Source organism: Neobacillus soli NBRC 102451 (assembly GCF_001591665.1).
GTDB classification, from domain to species: Bacteria; Bacillota; Bacilli; order Bacillales; family Cytobacillaceae; genus Neobacillus; species Neobacillus soli.
The window spans coordinates 1-2836 of the sequence record NZ_BCVI01000113.1 but is presented as its reverse complement, the minus strand read 5'-3'; the positions used below and the strand labels follow the sequence as shown (position 1 = coordinate 2836).

The following is a 2836-nucleotide window of genomic DNA, read 5'->3' as shown; positions in this document are numbered from 1 at the left end:
GGATCAATATCTCTGTCGGCTAAAAGCGACTTTATAAATATAACATCCGTTAAACACGATGTCAATAACTTTTTTCAAAGCATTTTTTAAGTCATCAGCGACGTTTATTAATATACCAAGGTAATAAATAATTGTCAACGGAAATCTTTAATAAAGTTTTATAGAAAGTAATTATTTTTTTAACCCTTCTTTCTATCCTTCTTTCCTCTCCTCATATACTTTATACAGTCATTTGGTGAAGCAACCCTTCTAAATAATGTAAATAATATTTTATATCTCTCTTCCATTGCTCTTTTTACAATATAATCAATCCGTTCATCCCTTAAATCAAATAGGATTTCATCCATTTCTCTTTTAATAAGGTATTCCATTTCCTTTACTTCTTTATCATTTATCAGAAGTCCAAACATTGAATAACCTCCAGCGAAATTTCTATTTATAGTAGTCTTTTCCAATTATTGAAGTTTTATAATTAAATTCTTTAATCATATTACTAGAAATACAAGCATAGGTTGAATCAAGGACGGTATGGGACGAGGTGGGGCTCAGATGAATTTCTTTTTTGTATTAAACGGGAAGTCTTTAAAGAATATTTCTCTTATTTTAATTGCTGCTTTTTTTACCGCGTGGTTTCTCTATATAGAGAACCTTCCACAAATACCTGTATTTTCGACTAATGATGGACCTAAAGCCATTTACCGTGGTGAAAAAGATCTCGCTCTCACTTTTAATATTGGCTGGGGTGATGAAAAGGCAGTGCCGATTTTAGATACCTTAAAAAAGGGAAATGTTAAGTCAGCTACCTTCTTCTTGGCCGGATCTTGGGCAGAAAGACACCCTGATATTGTCAGCCGAATTGTAAAAGAGGGCTATGAAATTGGCGTTCTAGGTTACGGTTATGAGGACTACAAGGACTTAGAAGATGTGAAAATTGGCAGAGATATTGCAAAAGCCCAAGAGGTCTTTAAAAAATTAAACGTTAAGGACGTTAAGCTTTTACGTGCACCAACCGGGCACTTTGATGAACGAACTTTACAAATTGCCAAGAGATATGGATATACGGTTGTCCATTGGAGTGTCGATTCAAAAGATTGGAATAACCCAGGGGCAGGGAAAATAGCCGAAAATGTAAAGAAGGCAAATAAGGGCGATATCGTTCTTCTTCATGCTTCAGATTCTGCAAAACAAACGGCTAAAGCAATTCCAATGATTTTGGGGGATATCCGCCAAAAGGGGTTAAAACTTGTATCGGTTTCGGAAATGATTGCAAATGGGGAAGCCCATTCAAAAGAAATTAAATAATTTACCGTTGAAAAACCGCCCATTTAACTAATGGACGGTTTTTTTGTCACTTTTTTACTTGCTGTTTTATTTTTATTAGCAGATTGACTTGCTTTCTGTTGTCTTTCCTGCTCAGATTTAGAGTTTAACTTATGCAAAATTAATAATTGGTAGGCATTACAGGCCATTAAGGTAACAACCATAAGGTATAGCCAGCTATTATCATTTGCTTTAATCGCCGGCACCCATTCTACTATTGTAACAACTATCATAACAAATAGGGCAGGAATAAACGCACCACGATTGGTTTGTTTCATTTTTAGCCAGGCAACAATAAGAGCAGCAACTAAAATTAGGATGGCAGGCAAAAAGTATGAAAAAAGAGAGTCGCCTGGTTTGGCAAACTTTTCATATCGCCAATCAATTAAGTCATAAAATGCAAACAAAATAAGGACAATTTGAACAGCATTCCACAGCCCCGCAGATTTAAAAATACCTAAACCGAAGCGGTGGACAGTTAAATATGAGAAAAAACCCAATTGGCTTATTAAACTAAAAAGAAAGCCCATTCCAATTAACCATATTGTTGTTAGCACAATCGATTTGAAATCAAAGTCAGTAAAATAATGCTGGAACTCATTCCAGCGAATAATAAATCCCACAATAGCTGTCGTGACCCCGCCAACTAATAATGTGGTCATAAACAGTCTTACCAAATTACGGCTTGTCACACTAAAACCTCCACTACAAAAGATAAATTCCATCCTGATTGTACCAAGCAACATTCGAAAAATCCATAATTTGATTTTCTTACGCATAATCTCAGCTCATTTTCTTCATCCTAAAATTAAGGATCTTTATGTGAAAGGAGCTTGGAAATGAAAGCTAAAAGTATGTTGCTCCTCCTACCCATCATGATGTTCTTAACAAGCTGTTCCTCCAGCGATACAAGCAGCGGAGGGCAAATTGATTACGATCAGACAAAAAAGATGGTTGTTGACATTCTCAAAACCGATGATGGCAAGAAGGCAATTCAAGACGTGATGTCCGATGATAAAATGAAGGAAAAACTTGTTATGGATCAAAAGGTCGTTTCTGACACCATCCAGCAAACACTGACGACCGATAAAGCAACCACCTTTTGGAAAAAAACATTTAGCGATCCGAAATTCGCTAAAGGCGTTGCCAAAAACATGAGATCTGAGAATGAAAAATTACTGAAGGAATTAATGAATGACCCCGAATATAGAGGGATGATGATTGAAGTTTTTAAAGAACCTGAAATTCAAAAAGAAATGGCAGACGCATTAAAAAGTAAAGAATACCGTGAACATTTGCAGACAGTCATTGCGGAAACAATTGAAAGTCCGCTTTTTAAGGCAAAAATGCAGGAATTGCTTTTAAAGGCAGCGGAGGAAACGAAAAGCAAATCAGGCAGCAAGGATGGACAATCCAGCGGTGGCAAAGACGCTTCCAGTGGACAAGGCGGCGGGAGCTAGAGGTTAAAATAGTAAAGCACATGCGCCCTGGTCAGCTCACGACAGGCCTGGAGCAC

4 protein-coding genes are annotated in these 2836 nt (G+C 36.8%); 2 read left to right on the top strand and 2 right to left on the bottom strand.

Annotation, left to right across the window (positions count from 1 at the left end; all coding sequences use genetic code 11):
* Positions 1-179 precede the first annotated feature (179 nt).
* Positions 180-410 carry a hypothetical protein gene (locus BSO02S_RS25855; RefSeq protein WP_066074886.1) on the bottom strand — a complete coding sequence of 77 codons (231 nt, stop codon included), beginning with the start codon at positions 408-410 and terminating at the stop codon, positions 180-182.
* A 139-nt stretch (positions 411-549) separates the two neighbouring features.
* Between BSO02S_RS25855 and pdaB the strand changes: the two genes are divergently transcribed.
* The gene (gene pdaB, locus BSO02S_RS25850; protein ID WP_066074884.1) at positions 550-1302 is read left to right on the top strand and encodes a polysaccharide deacetylase family sporulation protein PdaB; all 753 of its coding nucleotides are present in this window, start codon (positions 550-552) and stop codon (positions 1300-1302) included.
* A gap of 23 nt (positions 1303-1325) precedes the next feature.
* On the opposite strand, the gene BSO02S_RS25845 is transcribed toward pdaB, so the two are convergent.
* A complete protein-coding gene (locus tag BSO02S_RS25845; RefSeq protein ID WP_066074882.1) occupies positions 1326-2012 on the bottom strand; it encodes a KinB-signaling pathway activation protein in 687 nt (228 codons plus the stop codon).
* Positions 2013-2159: 147 nt separating this feature from the next.
* Here BSO02S_RS25845 and gerD point away from each other — a divergent pair, with 147 nt between their 5' ends.
* Positions 2160-2780 (top strand): spore germination lipoprotein GerD, encoded by a 621-nt coding sequence (gene gerD / locus BSO02S_RS25840; protein WP_066074880.1) that lies wholly within the window; start codon positions 2160-2162, stop codon positions 2778-2780.
* Positions 2781-2836 lie beyond the last annotated feature (56 nt).

Excerpts from the sequence above, each read along its gene's own strand:
- BSO02S_RS25855 (WP_066074886.1), bottom strand. The coding sequence starts at position 410 with ATGTTTGGACTTCTGATAAATGATAAAGAAGTAAAGGAAATGGAATAC.
- gerD (WP_066074880.1), top strand. The coding sequence starts at position 2,160 with ATGAAAGCTAAAAGTATGTTGCTCCTCCTACCCATCATGATGTTCTTA.
- pdaB (WP_066074884.1), top strand. The coding sequence starts at position 550 with ATGAATTTCTTTTTTGTATTAAACGGGAAGTCTTTAAAGAATATTTCT.